Below are 18,784 nucleotides of genomic sequence, written 5' to 3'. Positions count from 1 at the left end.
CCTGGTCATGGGCTGGCTGCCCGGCATCCTGCGCAGCCAGCCCATGACCAGGAACGTCACCGTCGAAATGAGTCCGAAGTGGAGGGTCAGCGCGGAGGCCCGCACGGCTCCCGGTGCGGTCCGCGGCGACACGAACTCGCCGGGCGTGCGCTGCCAGACCTGCTGGGCCACCAGGGCCGCGGTCGCCCACACGCCGAGCGCGACCCGCCAGGACGACGACATGACCGCGGTGGGCGTGACCAGCGCCCCGGCCGTGCTGCCCACCCCCAGGCCGAAGGTGAAGGCGGCGGAACCCTGGGCCAGCAACGGCAGCATGGTGCCGAGCACGGCGATGGACAGGCAGGCGAGCGCCGTCCCGATCAGGAGCTCCACCGAGCCGCCGAGCACCCGCCCGGCCAGCGACAGCACCAGCCCGACGAGCGCGACGGTGACGGTCCGGTGCGTCCCGACCCGGCTGCACAGCCACGGCGTCGCCCAGCCGCCGAGGCCGATCGCCCACAGCGGCAGGGCGACGAGCACCGCGGCGACGAGACCACCGGCGACGGAGATGTCCGGCAGGGCCGCGCCGAGGCTCGTCACGGCCGGCCGCAGGTTCAGTGCGAGAACGAAGATGACCAGGGTGGAGACGGTGGTGGTAGCACGCGACATCGCTCCTCCTCGTAGTCGAGGCCGGAGCGTCATACTCCGTAGCGCAATGTTTCGTGGTGCGCGCATTTCAGACATCCGTCACCTGACGGATGAACGAACTTTTGTTGCCCCTCAACGATTGCGAGGGCTTCGACGGCCCTGCGGATGGGCGTGCATCGGCACGGCCGGACGCCTCGCCCGCGGAAGAAGTGCCCGATTCGGTCACGGTCCGTGGTGAAAATCCCCGTGGCGGGGCGAAATCTCCCCGGGCGGCGCAGTGGGGACGCCGGGGACGGTGTTGTCGTCACTGCGCATCACCGCGCCGGCGAACGGTCCACAGCGGAGCGTCCTCTCCGTCGCGCGGGCGGAGGGGCCGTGCTCTTCACGCGGGGGCTGAGGTCCGGCGGCGGCCAGTGGCCCCGGTCCCCGGCCGCTGTCGTCGATGACGCGGACCACGAGCGTTCCGACAGGCTTGAAACGTAACAACCGAGCGTAGTAGCCTGCACCGGCCAGCAGACTTGAAACCTTTTAATCCGGAGGCCACGATGGGGCGGCAGGTGCGCGCATGAAGGTCGCCGTGCTCGTCACCTGCATCAACGACGCGCTGTTTCCCGAGACCGGCAAGGCGGTGTTCCGGCTGCTGCGCCGCTTGGGCGTGGACGCGGACTTCCCGCCGGCTCAGACCTGCTGCGGCCAGCCGATGGTCAACACCGGCTACCTCGACGAGGCCGTGCCGGTGGTCCGCGCGTTCACGGACGCGTTCGCCGGGTACGACCACATCGTCACGCCGTCGGGTTCGTGCGCGGGGTCGGCCCGGCACCAGCACGGCCTGGTCGCGCGGCGCGCGGGGGAGCCGCGGCTGGCCGGAACCGGGCCGAAGGTCCGGGAGCTGAGCGAGTTCCTCGTCGACGTGCTCGGCGTGACCGACGTCGGTGCCTCCTTCCCGCACCGCGTCACCTACCACCCGACCTGCCATTCGCTGCGCATGCTCGGCGTCGCCGACAAGCCGCTGCGGCTGCTGCGGGCGGTGCGCGGGCTCGACCTCGTCGAACTGCCCGCCGCCGAGGAGTGCTGCGGATTCGGCGGCACCTTCGCCGTCAAGAACGCCGAGACGTCCACCGCCATGGGGGCGGACAAGGCCCGGCACGTCCGCGAAACCGGGGCGGAAGTGCTCGTCGCGGGCGACAACTCCTGCCTGCTGCACGTCGGCGGCCTGCTGTCGCGGCAGCGGTCCGGCGTCCGCGTGCTGCACCTGGCCGACGTGCTGGCTTCGACCGAGGGGGACGCGTGAGCGCCACGTTCGTCGGCATGCCCGCCTTCCCGGCGGCCGCGCGGGAAGCACTCGCCGACACGCAGCTGCGCCGCAACCTGGCCCACGCCACCGGCACCATCCGCGCCAAGCGGGCGGCCGTCGTCGGCGAGGTCGCCGAGTGGGAGGAGCTGCGGCTGGCGGGCGCCGCGGTCAAGGACAACACCCTGCGCCGCCTCGACGAGCACCTGCTGACCCTCGAAGCGGCGTTGCAGGCGCGGGGAACGACCGTGCACTGGGCGCGGGACGCGCGGGAGGCCTGCGATGTCGTCGCCCGCATCGCGCGGGACCACGGCGTCGACGAGGTCGTCAAGGTCAAGTCGATGGCGACCCAGGAGATCGGCCTCAACGAGGCGCTCGCCGAGCACGGCGTCACCGCCTGGGAGACCGACCTCGCCGAGCTCATCGTGCAGCTCGGCGACGACCTGCCGAGCCACATCCTGGTGCCGGCGATCCACCGCAACCGCGCGGAGATCCGGGAGATCTTCCGCCGCGAGATGGCCGGCGCGGGCCGTCCGGCACCCGACGGCCTGACCGACGACCCGGCCGAGCTGGCCGGCGCGGCCCGGCTGCACCTGCGCGAGAAGTTCCTGCGCGCGAAGATGGCCGTCTCCGGCGCGAACTTCGCCGTCGCCGAAAGCGGCACCCTGGTGGTCGTCGAGTCCGAGGGCAACGGCCGGATGTGCCTGACCCTGCCCGAGGTGCTGGTTTCGGTGGTGGGCATCGAAAAGGTGATTCCCACCTGGGCCGACCTCGACGTGTTCCTGCAGCTCCTGCCGCGGTCGAGCACGGGGGAGCGGATGAACCCCTACACGTCGACGTGGTCGGGCGTGACACCGGGCGACGGGCCGCGGGAGATGCACGTGGTGCTGCTGGACAACGGCCGCACCCGCGCGCTCGCCGACGAGGTCGGCCGGCAGGCGCTGCGCTGCATCCGCTGCTCGGCGTGCCTGAACGTCTGCCCGGTCTACGAACGCACCGGCGGGCACGCCTACGGCTCGGTCTACCCGGGGCCGATCGGCGCGATCCTCAACCCGCTGCTCAAGGGTGTCGGCGTGGACGAGCAGACCGACTCGCTGCCGTACGCGTCCAGCCTGTGCGGCGCCTGCTTCGAGGCGTGCCCGGTGCGCATCGACATCCCGGAAGTCCTGGTGCACCTGCGGTCCCGGGTGGTCGACGCGCATCGCGGCGGAGCCCCGAAACCCGAGGCGGTGGCGATGAAGACGGCGTCCTGGGTGCTCTCGGACGCCCGGCGGCTGGGGCTCGCCGAACGCGGCCTGGGGGTCGCGAACCGGGCCCTGACCCGCTTCGGCCGCCGGCTGCTCCCGGGCGGCCGCCGTGCCCTGTCCCGGCTGCCGTGGCCGGGTTCACTGTGGACGAACAGCCGCGACCTGCCGGCACCACCACCCGAGTCGTTCCGGTCCTGGTGGCGGAAGCGATGACCGCGCGCGAGGAGATCCTGGCGGCCGTCCGCGGCGCGCTGCGGGACGCGGACCGGACCGAGGCCGTGGTGCCCCGCGGGTACCGGTCGGCCGTCGCGGACGTCGTCGACCTGTTCGCCGAACGCGTGGCCGACTACCGGGCCGCCCTCACCCGGTGCCCCGCCGCCGAGCTGCCGGAGGCCCTCCGCGCGGCCCTGGGCCCGGCGCGGAAAGTGCTGGTCCCCGACGGGTTTCCGGTCGGCATCGGCGGCTCGTCGCCACCCGGGACCACCGCGGAGCCGGCGGAGTTCGACGCCGTCGTCACCACGGCGGCACTGGGCATCGCGACCACCGGCACGATCGTCCTCGACCACGGCCCGGGCCAGGGGCGGCGGGCGCTGAGCCTCCTGCCGGACGTGCACGTGTGCGTGCTCCGGGCGGAGCAGATCGTGCCCGGCGTGCCGGAGGCGGTGGCCGCGCTGGACCCGGCCCGCCCGCAGACCTGGATCAGCGGGCCGAGCGCCACCAGCGACATCGAGCTGACCCGGGTGGAAGGCGTGCACGGACCGCGGAACCTGCACGTCATCGTCACGGAGTGAAGAACGCAGCCGTCAGGCGACCAGGCGGGGGAACAGTTCCCGTACGGCACGCCGCAGGTCGTCGAGGGCGGTTTCCTCGTCGGCCAGGTGGCGCAGCAGGGCCTGCTGGAACAGCCCGTCGAACAACGCGTACGCGTCCGGCGCCGAGCAGGTCGGCTCGGTGCCCGCGAGGCCGGCATACGCGCTCACGTTGCGCCAGATCATGTCCTGGAGGCCGGTGTCGATCTCGGCGACGTCCTCGCGGAACGCCGGCTCGAACAGGGACTGCGTGCGCAGGTCGTACCACATGCGGTGCATGAGGGGGGCTTCCTCGAGCGCCGCCGCGAGGCCGTCCGCGCAGGCCGCCGCCAGCTCCTCCGCGGTGGCCGCCTCGCCGACGCCGCCCTCGTAACGCTGGATGCACGCCGCCTTGTAGCGGCGCACGCAGTAGGTGATCAGCTCGACCTTGTCGGCGAAGTAGTAGTGCAGCAGCCCGTGGGAGAACTTCGTGTGCTCCGCGATCGTGCGCAGGCTGGTGCGGGCGTAGCCGAGGTCGGCCAGCGCCAGGAGCGCCGCGTCGGCCAGCTCCCGGCGGCGGTCCTCGAACTTGTCGGCTGGGGTCCGGCGCCTCACGGCGGCTGCGCTGGTCACAGCCCCGAAGATACCATCCGGCGGTTTTCTGACCAATCGTCCAAGAAAATCTTGACATTCGTCCAAACGGCGGTCATGGTCGTCACCAGCCGCCGGCGAAGTCGGGAGGGACGACGATGTCTCTGTTCTTCTACCTGGAAAAAGGCGCCTCCCTGGACCCCGGGGCGCCCTGCCTGACCCTCGACGGGGTCACCCGGTCCTACGGCGAGGTCGTCGAGCTCGCCGAAGCGGTCGCCCGCGCGTTGCGGCGCTCCGGCGTCGCCCCGGGGGACAAGGTCGGCATCCTCTCGGCCAACGACCCCACCGCGTTCACCTGCGTCTTCGGCATCTCCCGGGCCGGGGCGGTGTGGTGCCCGATCAACCCGCGCAACGCCGCCGGCGAGAACGCCGAGCTCCTGGACCTCTTCGACTGCGCCACCCTGGTCTTCCAGCCCGCCTTCGAGGACCTGGTCCGCCGGATCGCCCCGCGGCTGCCGAAGCTGACGACGCTCGTCCGCCTCGGCGACGGCGACGACTTCGCGCCCGGCTTCGACGACTGGCTCGCCGCCGCGAAAGCCGACCCCGCGGCCGTGGCCGCGCCGCCGGACGACGTCGTCGCCCTCGTGGGGACCGGCGGCACCACCGGCCGTCCCAAAGGGGTCATGCTCACCGGCCGCAACCTCGAGGTGATGTCGGCGATCACGCTGATGAGCTACCCCTTCGAGGGACGCCCGGTGTACCTGGCCCTGGCCCCGCTGACCCACGCGGCCGGTGTCCTCTGCTTCCCGGTCCTCGCCCGGGGCGGCGAGGTCGTGGTCATGCCCCGGCCCGACGTCGGCCGGTTCCTGGAGCTCATCGAACGCCACCGCGTCACGCACACGTTCCTGCCGCCGACGCTCATCTACCTGGTGCTCGGCCACGAAGCCCTGGACCACACGGACCTCTCGTCGCTGCAGTGCTTCTGGTACGGCGCGGCACCGATGTCGACGGCCCGGCTGACCGAGGCGCTCGACCGGATCGGGCCGATGGCGCAGCTGTTCGGCCAGACCGAGGCCCCGATGATGATCTCGACGATGTCGCCCGCCCAGCACCGGCGTCCCGACGGCACTGTCCACACCGGACGGCTGGCGTCGGCCGGACGGCCGTCGCCGCTGGTCACCGTGGCGATCCTCGACGGCGACGGAAAAGCCGTACCGCAAGGCGAACGCGGCGAGATCTGCGTGCGCGGCTCGCTGGTGATGGCCGGCTACCACCGCGACCCGGAAGCCACGGCGGAGGTGTCGGCGCACGGCTGGCACCACACCGGCGACATCGGGTTCCTCGACGGCGAAGGCTTCCTCCACATCGTCGACCGTGCCAAGGACATGGTCATCACCGGCGGGTTCAACGTCTATTCCGCCGAGGTCGAGCAGGCGGTGCTGGCCCACCCCGCGGTCCGCGACTGCGCCGTCGTCGGCCTGCCCGACGAAAAGTGGGGCGAGCGCGTCACCGCCGTCGTCCAGCTCCGGCCCGGCGCCGAACTGGACGAGGGCGAGCTGATCGCGTTCGTCAAGGACCGCATCGGCAGCGTCAAGGCGCCGAAGCGCATCGAAGTCTGGCCGGACCTGCCCCGCTCGACCGTCGGCAAGGTCCTCAAGGCCGAAATCCGCACGACCCTCGCCACCCGCTGAAGGAGTACCCATGAAACTCGCGCTGTACCTGCCGAACTTCCGGGACAAGGTGACCGTGCGGGAGCTCGAGGACCTCACCGCACTGGCCGAGGACCTCGACTTCGACTCCGTCTGGACGCTCGACCGGATCATCGTCCCGGAGACGTCCGACACCCAGGAGATGCAGTACGCCTTCGGCATGATCGAGGGCTTCCCCAAGGGCCTGCCGGTGAGCTCGCGCGGCGAGTTCCTCCAGGGCATGCCGCTCATCCCGTGGCTCGCGGCGAAGACGTCGAAGGTGCGGATCGGGATGAGCATCATCGACACGCCCTACCGCTCGCCCGGCGTCCTCGCCGCCGAGCTGGCCACCATCGACCACCTCTGCGGCGGCCGGCTCAACGTCGCCGTCGGCTCCGGCTGGATGCCCGAGGAGTTCGCCGCCGCGAGCGCGTCGCACATCTTCCCCCGGCGGCACCGGCACGTCCGGGAAACCCTGGAGATCATGCAGGGCATCTGGACCAACGACCTGTTCGAGTACCACGGCGAGTTCGCCGACTTCCAGCGCAGCGGGTTCGGCGCCAAGCCGGTGCAGAAGCCGCACCCGCCGATCTTCTTCAGCGGCCTGAAGGACGCGAAGCGGTCGGCCGCGCGCATCGCGAAGTACGGGCTCTCCGGCTGGATCGGCATCCAGGACTCACCCGAGGACATCCGGCGCTGGCGCACCGAGATCCAGCGCGAGCTCGACGCCCTCGACACGCCGCGGTCGGTCGACGACCTCGAGATCGCCAGCATGATCTGGTTCGTCATCACCGACCAGGACATGGACCAGAGCCCGCTGGGCAAGGGCACCAACCTGCTCGTGGGCTCGCAGGCGCAGATCACCGACCAGCTCAAGCGCTACCGGGAAGCCGGGCTGACGATGCCGTTCCTGTGGCCGCCCTTCCAGGACGTCCCGGTGGCGAAGACGCTCGACGACCTGAAGCGCCTCAAGGAAGAAATCCTCCCCAAGATCGACGCGATGTGAAAGGGACCAGCATGTCCGAACTCGAAGGAAAGCGCGTCTTCGTCACCGGATCGGGCGCCGGCATCGGCAAGGCGATCGCGGCGCTGTTCACCGAACGCGGCGCCCGGGTCGTCGTGAGTGATCTCGACTCCCTCTCGGCCAAGCAGGCGGCCGGCGAGATCGGCGCCGCCGGTGTCGCCAACTGCGACGTCACCGACGAAACCCAGGTCCAGTCGGCGATCCGGCAGGCGGTCGACCTCCTCGGCGGGCTCGACGTCCTGGTCAACAACGCGGGCATCGGGGTGTCGTCACCGCTGCTGCAGCAGCCGACGGAAAGCTTCGACAAGATCTTCGCGGTCAACGTCCGCGGCACGTTCGTGACGATGAAGGCGGCGATCCCGCACCTGGTGGAGTCGAAGGGGAACATCGTCAACATCGCGTCGATCGCGGGCCTCGGCGGCAGCCCGCTGCTCGGCTCGTACTGCGCGACGAAGGCGGCGGTCATCCAGCTGACCCGCGTCGCGGCGGTGGAGATGCGCCCGGCGGGCGTCCGGGTCAACGCGGTCTGCCCGGGCTTCGCGGACACGGCCATGGTCGAGCGCCTGGTCCCCGACTTCGAGGCGGCGACCCAGGTCCCGTTCGGCGACCTGGTGGCGGCCAAGCAGGGCCGTCTCGGTACGCCGGAGGACATCGCGGAGGTGACGGCGTTCCTGGCCTCGGACCGGGCGAGCTGGATCACCGGCAGCCACTACGTCCTCGACGGCGGGCTGACCGCGTCCCTGGTGTGAGACGCCGGTGCCCGGCCGGTTCGCCACGAACCGGCCGGGCACCGAGGTGATCGTCAGCGCCGAGGCGTCACCGTGTTCGCCACGACGAGCGGGGCGAGCTGCACCCAGTCGACGTTCGGGCCCCACGCCGCCGGATTCCCGAACGTGAGCGCGCCGCCCTTCGTGGTCAGGTCGATCGGCGAGGTCTCCGGCCAGAAGCCGTCCCAGGTGTAGTTGTGCCGGTAGGGCGCGGGCGTCACCGTGCCGCCCGCCTCCGTGGCCACCAGGGTGCGGGTGATCGTGTCCGTGTTGTACGGGTGCCCCGTGTTCTTCTCCGCCTGGGCGTAGGCGACCGTGAGGTCGTACTGACCGGGACCGCCGGTACGCGGGATGGTCAGCGTGCCGCCGTGGCCCAGGTAGCCGACGTACGATCCGCCGGACGCCCAGGGACCGGTCGCCGTGGCCGCTCCGCCCGCGAGCCGGCCCGACTCCGCCTCGACGCGCACCGCCCGCCGGTCGGCCGCCGCGTCGCGGACCTGGGTGAGGGTGCCCGCCACCAGCGGGGTGCGGCCCTCGTTGGACACCACCGCTTCGGTGACGCCCGCCTTGAGGAACACCGTCTCGCTGCCCGACCAGACACCGACACCGGTGGCGGTCAGGTCGCCGCCCGTCACGCGGCGGCCGGACAGCGTGAGCCCCAGCGTGCTGCGGCCGACGCCCGCCCAGCACGTCGACAGGCGGTAGTAGCCGTCCTCGGCGGCGGACAGGTACGTGGTGACCTTCTGCCCGGGCGCCAGGACGACCGCGCCCGGCGCCAGGACCTGGAGGGCGGCCGTGCCGTGGTCGACCGAGCCGCCGGTGCGGCGGGCGTCGGCGAGCGGGTACTCCGCCCGCTCCGGGCCGGTGACCTCGGTCAGGTCGAAGCGGTCCAGCGTGACGTCGGACGAGCCGCCGAGGAACCCGCTCGGATCCGTGGTGCGCACGGAAACGCGGTGCTTGCCCGCGCTCAGCGTGAGCGGCGTGTCCAGCCGGCCCCGGTAGGTCCAGTTCAGCGTGGCCGGCAGGGTCAGGGTGCGGACGTAGGTGTCGTCGACGTACAGTGCCAGCCTGCCGACGAAGGCGTTGGTGCCGTAGAACACGCCCAGCCGGTACGCGCCGGCCCGCGGGACGTCGACGTCCACGGTGTCGCGGGAAGCGGGGGTGTTCATGGAGCCGACGTCCTTGCCGCCCGACGTCGTGTAGCGCATGGCCATGTCCCACGAACCCGACCCGTCGTCCTGGACGTAGACCCGGGCGTTCTCCACGGTGCCCGACTCGGCTTCGTAGCTCGCCTGCCACGGTGCCGTCGCCGCGGGCGGGGCGCCGAGCCCCGCGGGCGTGACGATCACCTGGTAGGCGGCCAGCGGGTCGCCGCCCGGCACGGAGATCGTCGCCTTGCCGTCCTGCACGCGGACCCGGGACGCCGCCACGATCGGCGGCTGCTGGGCGTCGCCCTCGTAGCCCGACCAGGTCGCCTTGGCGATCCGGACGTCCACCCGGTCGCCGAAGACCTTCCGGTCCAGGCCGGTCAGCGCGACGTCGACCGCGTCCGCCGTGCCGCCGAGCAGGACGGTCGCCGTGCGGTCCGTGCGGTCGAGGGTGGCGAGGCCCTGCAGCGAGTTCCGGGTGTCCGGCCGCGGCGGCGTCACGCGCACGGTGTCGCCGGAGAGGTCGGCGTACCACTTGGTCAGCCACCAGCCGCCGTTGGCGCGGCCGGTGCGCACGGCGTTGTCGCTGAGGTTGCCCGCCAGCGACCAGTACGCCATCTGACCGTCCACTTTGGTGTCTTCGAGCATGGTGATCCACTGGATCAGCCGCCCGGGCACCGAGGTGTCCTGCCGGTCGGAGTACTCGTTGATCATGATGGGCCGCGGCGGGACGCCGAGCGAGAGTTCCATGGCGCGGTAGTCCGCGTAGTGCCCGCGGTAGGTGGCCGTCGAGTCCGGGCTGAGTTCGTGCCAGGTGGCGATGTCGGGCAGGACGTCGTTGGCCTTGGCGTAGGCCAGGAACTCACGCAGGTGGTCGGGTCGGTACCCGGTTTCGCCGATGCCGGCGATCCGGGCGTTCGGCAGGACCGACTTCACCGTGCGGTAGACCTTCGTCCAGTCGGCGAAGAACTGCTGCTTCTTGTTCGCCCAGTCCTGGTACCAGATCCCGTCCGGCTCGTTGAAGATCGTCCACACGAACCGGTCGCGGTCGGGCCGTTTCGCCACCTTGTCCAGCTGGGGCTTGAGCCGCGCGAGGTAGTCGTCGATGCCGAGGTCCTGGTACGGCCAACGGCTGTAGACGTCCTGGGCGTAGATGTGGACGTCGGTGCCGCCGGCGGCGAAGAAGCCGTCGGCGACGGCGAGGGCGTCGCCGTTGGGGTGCTGCTCGCCGTCGGGTGCCTTCTGGGAAATGGTGCGCGGGTGCATCCCGGCGATCAGGTCCTGCGACGGCACGCCGAGGTCGCCGAGGCCGTAGAGGATGCCCGTGGCACCGCCGTGGAAGGCGCCCGTCGACTCGCCGAGGTCGACGCGCAGCGTTTCCGCCGCCGCGCCCTGGGCGGTGGCGGGGGACAGCGTGGTGAAGGCGAGGACGGCGACGGCCGCCCCGGCCAGGATTCGGTGTCGCATCAGCACTCCGCTTCGATGGGGAGGGGGTTCACTTGACGGCGCCGCTGGTGATGCCCGCGATGATCTTCCGCTGGGCCACGGCGAGGACGACGATCAGCGGCAGGCTCATCAGCACCACGTAGGCGAAGATGAGGTGCCAGTTGTTGAGGTACAGCCCGGCGCTCGCGACGCGGAACAGGTTGAGCGGCAAGGTGTCGAGCCGCCCGCCGACGACGAAGAAGGCGTAGAAGACGTCGTTCCACACGTAGAGGCAGATGAGGATGGTGGCGGTGGCCAGCGCCGGCCGCAGCAGCGGCAGCACGATCCGCCGGAACACGGTGACCGGACCGGCGCCGTCGATCTGGGCGGCTTCCTCCAGCGACATCGGGATGGTCCGCACGAAGCCGGTGACGAAGAAGATCACCGTGGACAGGTAGATGCCGAGGTAGACGCCGATCATGCCGACGGCACTGCCGGCGAGGCCGAGCTGGCGCAGCAGCAGCACCACGGTGACGACCGCGGGCGGCAGCACGATGCCGCTGATGCCCAGCGCGTACAGGGCGGCGTTGAGCCGGCTCGCGCGGCGGGCCAGCACCCACGCGGCCATCGACCCGAAGGTGAGGACGCCGGCGACCGTCGGCACGACGATCAGCAGGCTGCCGAAGAACGCCGCCGGCACCTCGCCGTCGATCCACACTTCCCGCAGGTTGCCGAACAGCTGCCAGTGGCTGGGCAGGGAGAGGTCGGGGTCGAGCGCTTCGCCCTGCGACTTCCCCGCGGTCACCACGACGAGCCAGAGCGGGATCCCGATGAGCGCAAGGACTCCCACGGTGGTGACGACCGGCTGCAGCCTCGTCCAGAAGCGCGCGTCGCTGAGGCGGCCGGTCACAGGATCTCCTCTCGCTTGCGCAGGGCGCGGATCACCGGGAAGGCCAGGAACGCGACGAGCAGGAACAGCACCAGGCTCATCGCGGTGGCCTGGGCGAACAGGCCCTGCCCGAAGGTGCGGTAGATGAAGATGTTGAGGATTTCCGTGGTGCGGGCGGGGCCGCCGCCCGTGGTGGCCTGGACGACGTCGAAGCCGTTCATCGACCCCAGCAGCGCGGTGGCGACGTTGAACGTCACCGCCGGCGCCAGCAGCGGCGACTTGACGACCCAGAACGTACGCCAGCGCGAGGCGCCGTCGATGCGGGCGGCTTCGAGGATGTCCTCCGGGACGGTCTTGAGCCCGGCCAGGTAGATGAGCATCGACAGGCCCATCCACTTCCACGCGTGGATCAGCGCGACCACCACGATCGACCAGGTGGTGTCCCCGAGCCAGGCGTAGTCGAAGGTCCGCCCGAGCACCGCGCCGATCAGCTCGTTGAGGCTGCCGTGCGGCTTCAACAGGGCCTGGAAGACGTACCCGACGGCGAGCGCCGACATCAGCACGGGGACGAGGAAGAAGATCCGCGCGAGGCGGTTGAGCCGGTTGTCGCGTTCGAGCAGGACGGCCAGCGCGAACCCGAAGACGTTCTGGAAGACCGCGACCAGCACCGCGTAGACGAGCGTGATCCGCACGGCCCGCAGCAGCGTGCCGTCCGAGGCGAGCTGGGTGAAGTTGTCCAGCCCGACCGGCTTGATCGAGCTCTTGAACCCGGACCAGTCGGTGAACGCGTAGACGAAGTTGAACAGCGTCGGCAGGAAGAAGAAGACGAGCAGGATGGCGAAGGCCGGGACCAGGAACCACATCGGGTGCGTCCGCTTGCTGCGGGTGCTCGCCGGCCGGGCGCCCCGCCGTGGAGCGGGCCGGGTGACCGGCCGCTCCACGACGAGCGTGCGTTCTGCGGTGGACATTGGGCTCCTCGCCGGGTCAGAAGCCCGGGGCTCCGGCCGCCTTGGCCAGCTGGGCGAACTGGTCCTGGGTGGCCTTGGCCACCTGGTCCGGCGTCATGGTGCCGGCGATCATGTCCGCGAGGTTGATGTAGAGGTCCGGGTTGGCGACGGCCAGCGCCTGCATCGAGCCGACCGCGGTGGGCAGGGACTTGTGCACGTCGAGCAGGGCCTGGGGCACGCCCGGCGGGTTGGCGACCGACGGCTCGAGCGAGATGGTCTTGCGGTCGGCGACGAACCCGGCGTAGCCCGGGCCCATCCAGTACGCGAGCAGCTGCCGGGCCGCGGCCTCGCGCTTGGCGTCGCCGGTCCGGAAGGCGACCAGGGCGTTCGTCTGGTCCGGGATGAAGGTCCCGATCCGGCCCGACGGCGCGATCGGGAAGAAGCCGATCTTCTTGTCCAGCGTCGCGGTGTCGGCCTTGGCCTGCAGCTGGCTGAAGAACGAGTTGACCTGCACGGCCATCGCGGCCTTGCCGTCGAGCAGCGCGGCGCCCTGGTCCTCCAGCTTGGCGGTCTTGATGTCGGCGTTGAACAGGCCTTCGCCGATCAGCGCCTGGTACTTCTTGATGGTGTCGAGCACGACCGGGCTGGTGAAGGTCTCCTGCTTGCTGTTGATCCGGTCCCAGAGGCCGTTCTTCGCGGCGTCGGCGAGCTGGACCTGCACCCACCACTGGGTCGCCCACCGGTCGCCGCCCATCTCGAAGAACGGGGTGACGCCCTTGGCCTTGAGCGCGCGGGCCGCGGTGACCATGTCGTCGAAGGTCTTCGGCGGCTCGGTGATGCCGCCTGCGGCGAAGACTTCCTTGTTGTAGTAGACGCCTTCGACGGCCGGGCTGGTGATCAGCGCGGCGTAGCGCTTGCCGTCCAGCTTGCCGGTGATGTCCCGCAGTTCCGGCGCCAGCTTGCCGAGCCACGGCGCGTCGTCGAGGGGCTGGAGGTTGGTCTTCGCGTTGATCGCTGTCAGCATCGACGAGGTGGGCTGCCAGAAGGCGAGGTCCGGTTTGTCGCCGGTGGCCACTTTGGTCTGGATGCTCTGCTCGTACGGGTCGGGGAGCGTCACGACCTGGACGGTCGCGCCGGTGGCTTTTTCGAAGGACTCGACGACCTGCTTGGGCACGGTGTTGCTGTTCTGCGCCGCCCAGAGGGTCAGCTTGACCCCGTCGAGCCTCGCGGTGGGGTCGGCCCAGGTGGCGGGCGCGGCGTCGGCCGGGGCGTTCGCGGACGGGTCACTGCAGGCGGCGAGGCCGAGCACGAGCGCAGCGGCGGCGACGGCGCTGATCCATTTCTTCATCGGGGTGATCCTTCGGTGCGGTGAGGGGGTTAGCCGGCGACGATGCGGAAGAGCCGCGCGGAGGCGGTGGTGTGCGGGGTGGGCGTCAGGGTCAGGGAGCCGGTTTCGGTGTCCCATTCGACGGTCCAGGCGGGCAGGTCCCGGGGGTAGCGTGCCTCGATGTGGACGTGCTGGGAGCGCAGGTGTGGCAGAGGCAACGTCACCGGCCCGGCGTCGTCCCCGCGCCGCCACACGGCGAGGTGGGTGACGTCGCCGGAGCGCAGGGCCAGGCTGAGCCACGGATCTTCCCACCCCGGCAGGCCCAGCGGCCACAGTGGAACCGCGGCCGTCAGCCCGGTGCGGATTTCGCGGTACACCGCCACCGCGGCCCGCACCGAGGCCCGCTGCTCCGCGTCCATGAGGTCGAGCCGCCCGGACAGGTAGAGGCGGCCGAGCAGCCCGGTGCACACGGCGTAGGCGAAGTCCTCGGCCGGCATGTCCGGCTGCGGGTAGGCCCAGCTGGCCGCCTGCTCCGGCAGGACCGACAGCGGGGCCGCGACGGCGATCGGCGGGTACCGCAGGTAGTCCTGCTGGTCGCTGGTGGACTGCAGCTGCATCCGGGCGAGCAGCGCGTAGTCCATGCGCATGGCGCCCGACGCGCAGTTCTCCAGGACCAGTCCGGGATGCCGGTCCAGGACCCCGTCCAGCCAGGCCAGGTGCGCCCGGTTGTGGCCGAGCAGGCCGGCGCCGACGCTGTCGGCGGCCAGGTCGGTGCCCGCGCCGGGATCGACGTTGTAGTCGAGCTTGAAGTAGCCGACCCCGAGGTCCTCGACCAGCCGGTCGACGACACCGTCCAGGTGCGCGACGGCGCTCGGGTGGCGCAGGTCCAGGACGTACCGGTCGTGCTCGACGAGCCGGACGCCGCCGCGCTGCAGGAAGGCCGCGTCGGGCAGCTTGTCCGCCATCGGGCTGCGCACGCCGATCACCTCCGGCTCCAGCCACAGGCCGGGCACCATGCCGCGCTTGCGGATGCGGCCGAGGACCTCCTGGATCCCCTGGGGGAACCGGGTTTCCGACGGCTGCCACTCGCCGACGCTGTCCCACCAGCTGGTGCCGTTGTCGTACCAGCCGGCGTCGATGCAGAACACCTCCGCGCCGGCGTCCGCGGCGGCGTCGACGAGCGGGAGCAGCTTCGCGGTGGTGGGGTCGCCCATCAGGGTGTTCATGTAGTCGTTGAAGACCACCGGCAGGGCGGACCGGTCGGGGTGCGGGCGGACGAGGGTGCGCCGGTGCGCGGTGAGCGCGGCGGCCGCACCGTCCACACCGGACTCCGAGACGGCCACGGACACCGGAACCGTGGTGAAGGACTCGCCGGGCCGCAGGGTCTGGTGCCACTGGTGGTCGATGTCCGTCGGCCCGAGCAGCGCGAGGTACGCGCCGTCGCGGCGCTCGCCGACCTCCCACCGCCAGGCGCCGTTGTGCTCGACCTGCCACAGCCACGTCCGCCCGGTCCGCCGGTCGGTGAGCCCGCCGGTCGGCAGGTGCGTGCCGGTGGACCAGGTCCCGGTGCTGACGGCGGCGAACCGGCCGCGGCCGTCCTGGCCGTGCAGCCCGAGGCCGAGATCCGGCAGGACGTCGTCGCGCAGCGGACGGCGGCGCCACCGGCCCTCGCCGAGCCACTCGCTGTCGGCCCGGAGCAGGTCGGCGTCCTCGATGCGCGCGCCGGTGAAGTTCGCGGCGAAGGAGGTGACGCCCTGCAGCAGGACCGGCGCCGGGCCGTGGTTGGTGACGGTGGTGGTGATCTGGCAGGCGGCGACGCCGTCGGCCGACCGGAACGACGTCCGCGCGGTGAGCCCGGTCCGCTCGTCGCGGCTGTCGAGGTGCAGTTCGTGCCACTTCCCGTGCCGGCCGCGGGTGGAGCCGGTGTAGGCGAGCCGGTTGCCGACGGCGGTCCCGGAGAACCGGTGCGAGGCCCGCGCCCGCCCTTCGCCGGCGACGAGCAGTTCGACCAGCGGCTGTCCCGCTTGGTCGCCGGCACCGCCGGGGCTCCCGAGGTGCCGGACCGCAACCGGGCCGTCGGGGGACACGTCCACGACGAGTTCCAACGCGGGGTGGCCCCAGGCCACGGTGGTGGCCGCCTCCGTCGAGATCACCGTTGCTCCCTCTCGTATTTCTGCAGTTCACCGCATATGTGACCGGTCACAATGGCAGGCCAGCAGTGTGCCGGGTCACCCGGTCGGTTGAGAAGCCCGCGTTACCTTGTTGTTACGAACAGTCCGGGAGCTGCCCCGGTCAGCCGGCGGCGCGCGGCGGTGCGGTCGACTCGCGGATGACGAGGGAAGGCGCGGCGAGCCGGGGTGCCGGCTGCGGCGCGTCGGTGAGTTCGGCGGCGAGTGCCGCCAGGCAGGCGTGTCCGAGGGCCACGAAGTCCATCCGGACGGTGGTGAGCGCCGGCGTCCAGTACGCGGCCCCGGGGACGTCGTCGAACCCCACGATGCTGACGTCGCCGGGGACGTCGCGGCCGGCTTCGTGCAACGCCCGGCGGACCGCCAGGGCCGTGTCGTCGTTGCCGCACAAGATCGCCGTCACCGCCCGGTCGGCCGCCAGCTCCTGGCCGGCTCGGTAGGCCGAGCGCACGTCCCAGCCGGCCGGGACGACCGGCGGCACCGGGGCCCTCGCCGCTTCGAGGGCGCCGCGCCAGCCCGTCTGGCGGGCGCTCCTGCCGGTCTCCGAAGGGATGGCGACGTGGTGCACCGTGCGGTGCCCCAGCCCGAGCAGGTGTCCCGTCGCGTCGGCGGCGGCCTGCCGCTCGTCCAGGAAGATCATCGGCCGGGCGACGTCGTCGAGGCCGCCCGCTTCGGTCGCGGCCACCACCGGGACCTCCGGCGGCAGCGCCCGCAGCACGCCGGCGCCGGCGGCGTCGAAGGCGACCACCACGATGCCGCCCGCGTTGGGGTCGTTCACGTACTCGACCGCGTGCCGGACGTCGTCGGGCCGGTCCGACTCCACCACCCGGACGCCGACCGCGAACCCGCGCAGGCGGGCGGCCTCCTCGATCCCGCGCAACGTCGAGGCGTAGCCGTACAGCGTCGTGTCGGCGATGACCACCGTCACCGCGCGCGACCGCCCGGAGCCCAGGGCGCGCGCCGCCCGGTTCGGGCGGTAGCCCAGCCGGTCGATGACCGCCAGGACGTGCTGCCGGGTCCCGGCGTTGACGTTGGGCGACTCGTTCAGCACCCGCGACACGGTCTGGTAGGAGACACCCGCGGCGGCGGCGACGTCACGAATGCTGAGCGAGGCGGAGGAACGTCGGGTCACGGTGCCATCGTTGTCGGTACCGATCGTGTCGTCAAAGCCGCCCGATCAGTACACCGTGACCTGCCCGGTCGCCAGGTCGTACGACGCGCCCACCACGCGCAGCTTCCCCTGCGCGATCGGCCCGGTGAGGGACGGCGTCTTCTGCAGCGTCGCGACGACGCTCCGGACGTGGGCCTCCAGCGCGGCCGCGTGGATGTCCGCGCCCCGGTCCCGCACTTCCCGCGCGGCCGGCAGCAGCGCGGAAACCAGGCTGCCCAGCGGGCCGGACGGCAGCTTGGCCGGGTCCTTCATCGCGTCCACGGCGGCCTTCACCGCGCCGCAGCTCTGGTGCCCGAGCACCAGGACCAGGGGTGTGTTCAGCGCCAGCACCCCGTACTCGATGGTGCCGACGGTGGCGTCCGACAGCACGTTCCCGGCCGTGCGGGTGACGAAGAGGTCGCCGAAGTCCTCGTCGAAGACCACCTCGACCGGCACGCGGGAGTCCGCGCACCCGAACACCTGCGCGTAGGGCGCCTGGCCGGCCGCGTGCCGGCGGATGTCGTCGAGCGTCTGCGGGTGCAGTGTCCGGTTGGCGAGCAGGCGCTTGTTGCCGTCGAGAAGGCGTTGCAACGCACCGTCGGGCGTCCTGGGCGGCTCCGGGTTCGCCGGCACGGGCACCGCGGAGCCCGGCGAGCTGTCGGCGGCCGTGCTCGCGCCGGCCGCGCACGCGCTCAACGCCAGCGAAACCCCGCCGAGCGCGAGCCCGCGCAGCACCGTCCTGCGGGCCGGGGTGTCCCCGTTCTCCTTCGCAAAAGCAGACATGGCGCCGGTCTCCTTTCCCTGCCGATTCGGATCAGCGGATGCTAGGCGGCCGGCCGCGCCGCGAAACGGTTTTCCGCGAATGCGGGGAATGGTTTCCGGCACCGGCGGAAAGCGCCGGGGACCCGGCCGGTGGGTCGCGGCACGCGCGGGCCCGCCGGTCACGCGAAGTCGCGGGAACCGTTCACTCTTTCGAGCCGACCTCTCCGGAGAGCGACCGAACCGGTGTCGCGGAGGTGAAGGGAGCTCGATGTCGATCGACCAGAGCGACGAGCGCACGGCCGAGCCGGCCGTCCGGCCGCGGTTCACGTGGGCCGCCGTCCGGCCGCTGCTGCTGCGGCTGCACTTCTACGCCGGGGTGTTCGTCAGCCCGTTCCTGCTGGTGGCGGCGGTGACCGGGCTGGCCTACATCTGGACGCCCCAGGTGGAACGGGCCGTCTACGACCACGAGTTGCACGTCCCCGCCGCGGCCGGGGCCGTGCCGCTGGCGCGGCAGGCCGCCATCGCGAAGGCCGCGGTGCCGGACGGGACGGTGACCGGGATCCGGCCGGGGCCCACGCCGACCGATTCGACCCAGGTGATCTTCGCCCGGCCGGGGCTCGAGCCCAGCTACCACCACACCGTGTTCGTCGATCCGCACACCGGCGAGATCCGCGGGCAGCTGGAGACCTACGGCTCGGGCCAGGCGATGCCGGTGCGCGGCTGGATCGACAACCTGCACGCCAACCTGCAGCTCGGTGACTTCGGACGCTGGTACAGCGAGCTCGCGGCGAGCTGGCTGTGGGTGGTCGTGCTGGCCGGGATCGCGCTCTGGGCAGGGAGCCGCAAGCGGAAGAAGTCCCAAAGCGCGCGGGGACGGCTGCTGTCGTGGCACCGCATGACCGGGCTGGTGATCGCGGCCGGGCTGCT

General features: G+C 71.8%; 16 protein-coding genes. 7 read left to right on the top strand and 9 right to left on the bottom strand.

Annotation, left to right across the window (positions count from 1 at the left end; genetic code table 11):
• A partial coding sequence (locus CCN39_RS26185) for an MFS transporter (RefSeq protein WP_491844426.1) occupies positions 1-648 on the bottom strand: 648 nt, incomplete at its 3' end.
• A gap of 544 nt (positions 649-1,192) precedes the next feature.
• On the opposite strand from CCN39_RS26185, the gene CCN39_RS26180 reads away from it, so the two are divergent.
• The 3 genes from CCN39_RS26180 to CCN39_RS26170 are packed head-to-tail and all read left to right on the top strand — an operon-like array spanning position 1,193 to position 3,956.
• Complete coding sequence (locus tag CCN39_RS26180) at positions 1,193-1,918, top strand: (Fe-S)-binding protein (RefSeq protein WP_086846279.1); 726 nt, start codon at positions 1,193-1,195, stop codon at positions 1,916-1,918.
• 17 nt (positions 1,919-1,935) lie between these two features.
• A complete protein-coding gene (locus tag CCN39_RS26175) occupies positions 1,936-3,378 on the top strand; it encodes a lactate utilization protein B (protein ID WP_086846288.1) in 1,443 nt (480 codons plus the stop codon).
• Positions 3,375-3,956, top strand: a complete 582-nt coding sequence (locus CCN39_RS26170; RefSeq protein ID WP_086846286.1) for a LutC/YkgG family protein — start codon at positions 3,375-3,377, stop codon at positions 3,954-3,956. The genes CCN39_RS26175 and CCN39_RS26170 overlap by 4 nt, the downstream gene beginning before the upstream one ends.
• A gap of 12 nt (positions 3,957-3,968) precedes the next feature.
• Here CCN39_RS26170 and CCN39_RS26165 read toward each other — a convergent pair whose 3' ends face one another.
• Positions 3,969-4,586 carry a TetR family transcriptional regulator gene (locus CCN39_RS26165; RefSeq protein ID WP_086846277.1) on the bottom strand — a complete coding sequence of 206 codons (618 nt, stop codon included), beginning with the start codon at positions 4,584-4,586 and terminating at the stop codon, positions 3,969-3,971.
• A 116-nt stretch (positions 4,587-4,702) separates the two neighbouring features.
• On the opposite strand from CCN39_RS26165, the gene CCN39_RS26160 reads away from it, so the two are divergent.
• Genes CCN39_RS26160 through CCN39_RS26150 form a run of 3 tightly spaced genes read left to right on the top strand, consistent with a single transcriptional unit; the run spans position 4,703 to position 8,005 of the window.
• Positions 4,703-6,235, top strand: coding sequence for an acyl-CoA synthetase (locus tag CCN39_RS26160; protein WP_086846275.1), 1,533 nt, complete (start codon positions 4,703-4,705; stop codon positions 6,233-6,235).
• A gap of 10 nt (positions 6,236-6,245) precedes the next feature.
• Positions 6,246-7,238 carry an LLM class flavin-dependent oxidoreductase gene (locus CCN39_RS26155; RefSeq protein ID WP_086846273.1) on the top strand — a complete coding sequence of 331 codons (993 nt, stop codon included), beginning with the start codon at positions 6,246-6,248 and terminating at the stop codon, positions 7,236-7,238.
• An 11-nt stretch (positions 7,239-7,249) separates the two neighbouring features.
• On the top strand, positions 7,250-8,005 hold the full coding sequence (locus tag CCN39_RS26150; protein ID WP_086846284.1) for an SDR family NAD(P)-dependent oxidoreductase: 756 nt from the start codon (positions 7,250-7,252) through the stop codon (positions 8,003-8,005).
• Positions 8,006-8,058: 53 nt separating this feature from the next.
• Here the strand turns inward: CCN39_RS26150 and CCN39_RS26145 are convergent, their stop codons facing one another.
• From CCN39_RS26145 to CCN39_RS26115, 7 genes are all read right to left on the bottom strand, one after another.
• Positions 8,059-10,638 carry a carbohydrate-binding protein gene (locus tag CCN39_RS26145; RefSeq protein ID WP_143264145.1) on the bottom strand — a complete coding sequence of 860 codons (2,580 nt, stop codon included), beginning with the start codon at positions 10,636-10,638 and terminating at the stop codon, positions 8,059-8,061.
• 28 nt (positions 10,639-10,666) lie between these two features.
• On the bottom strand, positions 10,667-11,506 hold the full coding sequence (locus tag CCN39_RS26140; RefSeq protein WP_086846270.1) for a carbohydrate ABC transporter permease: 840 nt from the start codon (positions 11,504-11,506) through the stop codon (positions 10,667-10,669).
• The gene (locus tag CCN39_RS26135; protein WP_208630381.1) at positions 11,503-12,453 is read right to left on the bottom strand and encodes a carbohydrate ABC transporter permease; all 951 of its coding nucleotides are present in this window, start codon (positions 12,451-12,453) and stop codon (positions 11,503-11,505) included. Before CCN39_RS26135 ends, CCN39_RS26140 begins: the two co-directional genes overlap by 4 nt.
• A gap of 16 nt (positions 12,454-12,469) precedes the next feature.
• Entirely contained in the window at positions 12,470-13,780 is a 1,311-nt protein-coding gene (locus tag CCN39_RS26130) for an ABC transporter substrate-binding protein (RefSeq protein WP_086846268.1), read from the bottom strand.
• A gap of 29 nt (positions 13,781-13,809) precedes the next feature.
• The gene (locus tag CCN39_RS26125) at positions 13,810-15,912 is read right to left on the bottom strand and encodes a glycoside hydrolase family 36 protein (RefSeq protein ID WP_208630379.1); all 2,103 of its coding nucleotides are present in this window, start codon (positions 15,910-15,912) and stop codon (positions 13,810-13,812) included.
• Between the two features lie 139 nt (positions 15,913-16,051).
• Positions 16,052-17,077, bottom strand: a complete 1,026-nt coding sequence (locus CCN39_RS26120; protein WP_208630377.1) for a LacI family DNA-binding transcriptional regulator — start codon at positions 17,075-17,077, stop codon at positions 16,052-16,054.
• A 45-nt stretch (positions 17,078-17,122) separates the two neighbouring features.
• Positions 17,123-17,878: a carbonic anhydrase gene (locus CCN39_RS26115; protein WP_086846265.1), complete on the bottom strand. Its 756-nt coding sequence runs from the start codon at positions 17,876-17,878 to the stop codon at positions 17,123-17,125.
• A gap of 247 nt (positions 17,879-18,125) precedes the next feature.
• Between CCN39_RS26115 and CCN39_RS26110 the strand changes: the two genes are divergently transcribed.
• The coding region (locus tag CCN39_RS26110) for a PepSY-associated TM helix domain-containing protein (protein ID WP_143264144.1) at positions 18,126-18,784 on the top strand (659 nt) is incomplete at its 3' end.

This window comes from Amycolatopsis kentuckyensis, from assembly GCF_002155975.1.
GTDB lineage: Bacteria > Actinomycetota > Actinomycetes > Mycobacteriales > Pseudonocardiaceae > Amycolatopsis > Amycolatopsis kentuckyensis.
This window is presented reverse-complemented; position numbering and strand designations above follow the sequence as displayed.